Origin of the sequence: Pseudomonas sp. K5002 (assembly GCF_013386655.1) — a bacterium.
In the GTDB taxonomy this organism is placed as follows: Bacteria; Pseudomonadota; Gammaproteobacteria; order Pseudomonadales; family Pseudomonadaceae; genus Aquipseudomonas.
Genome location: NZ_JACARK010000471.1, coordinates 1 through 1,853, shown reverse-complemented (window position 1 = coordinate 1,853; position 1,853 = coordinate 1). Strand labels below are relative to the sequence as shown.

Sequence of the window (1,853 nt, the reverse complement as noted above, 5' to 3'; positions counted from 1 at the left end):
CGTGGTCGGGCGCGCGCATGGCAGCGGCGAACAGCAGGTCGCGCTGCTCCTGGGTCGGTGCCGGGTCCAGCAGTCGCGGCACGGAAACACGGTTGAGCAAAGCGTCGAGAGCCTGCATTGGCCACCTCCAGAGAAAAATGTGCGGTCATTCTAGCGGGAATGAATCGGATACCACCAAACGATAATTGCTCTTATTCAATCCGCCCTGCCCTGTTAGACTTTGCGGCCTTATTTTCAGCCTACGTTCAGGAAGACTGATGTCCCGTTCGCCCCTTCGCCTGTCTGCACTGTTGATGGCCTTGAGCCTGAGTGCCTGCGATGACGCCCCGCGATTCACCAAGGCCGAGCCTGGTGAAGCGCGTGCCGGTGGCGCGACCACGGTGAGGAAGACCGACCAGAACGCCTTCTCCCTGCCCTCGGCCAACCTGTCGCCCACCCGGCGCCTGGACTTCAGCGTCGGCAACAGTTTCTTTCGCAGCCCCTGGGTGATTGCCCCGTCCACCACCACTGCCCGCGACGGGCTGGGCCCGCTGTTCAATACCAATGCCTGCCAGAACTGCCATATCAAGGATGGCCGTGGGCATCCGCCATTGCCCGATGCGCCCAACGCGGTGTCGATGCTGGTACGCCTGTCGATTCCCGATGCACCGCCCTATGCGAAGGTCATCGAGCAACTGGGTGTAGTCCCCGAGCCGGTCTACGGTGGGCAATTGCAGGACATGGCCGTGCCCGGCGTCGCCCCGGAGGGCAAGGTGCGGGTCGACTACACGCCGGTCAACGTCCGCTTCAAGGACGGCACCGTGGTCGAATTGCGCAAGCCTGCCCTGCAAATCACCCAGCTCGGTTATGGGCCGATGCACCCCGACACGCGCTTCTCGGCGCGGGTTGCACCGCCGATGATCGGCCTGGGGCTGCTCGAAGCGATCCCCGACGCCGACATCCTGCGCAACACCGACCCGAAAACCGCCGACAAGGAAGCCATTGTCGGGCGGGCGAATTGGGTCTGGGACGACGCGCAACACAAGACCGTACTCGGTCGATTTGGCTGGAAAGCCGGGCAACCGAACCTCAATCAACAAAATGTTCACGCGTTCTCTGGTGATATGGGCCTGACCACCTCCCTGAGACCGTTCGATGACTGCACCGATGCACAAGTGGCCTGCAAACAGGCGCCCAACGGCAATGGCCCGGATGGCGAGCCTGAGGTCAGCGACAACATCCTGCGCCTGGTGCTGTTCTACACCCGCAACCTGGCCGTCCCCGCCCGCCGCGACGTCAACGCACCGCAAGTGCTGGCCGGGAAAAACCTGTTCTACCAGGCCGGTTGCCAGGGCTGCCACACCCCGCAATTCACCACGGCGCCCATCGCCGCCGAACCTGAATTGGCTAACCAGGTGATTCGCCCCTACAGCGACTTGCTGCTGCACGACATGGGCGACGGCCTCGCCGACAACCGCAGCGAATTCAAAGCCAGTGGCCGCGACTGGCGCACGCCGCCGTTGTGGGGCATTGGCCTGACGCAAGCCGTCAGTGGCCACACCCAGTTCTTGCATGACGGCCGCGCCCGCAACCTGATGGAGGCCGTGCTGTGGCACGGCGGTGAAGCCCAGGCGGCGCAGCAGCATGTGTTGTCGTTCAATGCCGAGCAGCGCGCCGCGTTGCTGGCATTTCTGAATTCTTTATAAGCTTTGTCCTAATTACAGAAGGGAGCTCGACATGTTCCGTCCCAAGTTGTTGTTCACCAGCCTGGCCGCCCTCGCCCTCGGTGCGTGCTCGCCCCAGGACCCGCAAGCGGTGACCTCGGCGGCCATCGCCAAGCAAGTGATCCTGCCGACCTACAGCCGCTGGGTTGA

The 1,853-nt window shown here is 63.4% G+C and carries 1 protein-coding gene and 2 pseudogenes; 2 read left to right on the top strand and 1 reads right to left on the bottom strand.

From position 1 onward, the window contains the following. Positions 1-118: pseudogene (locus HX846_RS20735) on the bottom strand (nitroreductase); the annotation flags it as partial. Between the two features lie 139 nt (positions 119-257). On the opposite strand from HX846_RS20735, the gene HX846_RS20730 reads away from it, so the two are divergent. Continuing rightward, on the top strand, positions 258-1,685 hold the full coding sequence (locus HX846_RS20730) for a di-heme oxidoredictase family protein (protein ID WP_178966008.1): 1,428 nt from the start codon (positions 258-260) through the stop codon (positions 1,683-1,685). Between the two features lie 31 nt (positions 1,686-1,716). Further along, positions 1,717-1,853: pseudogene (locus HX846_RS20725) on the top strand (imelysin); the annotation flags it as partial.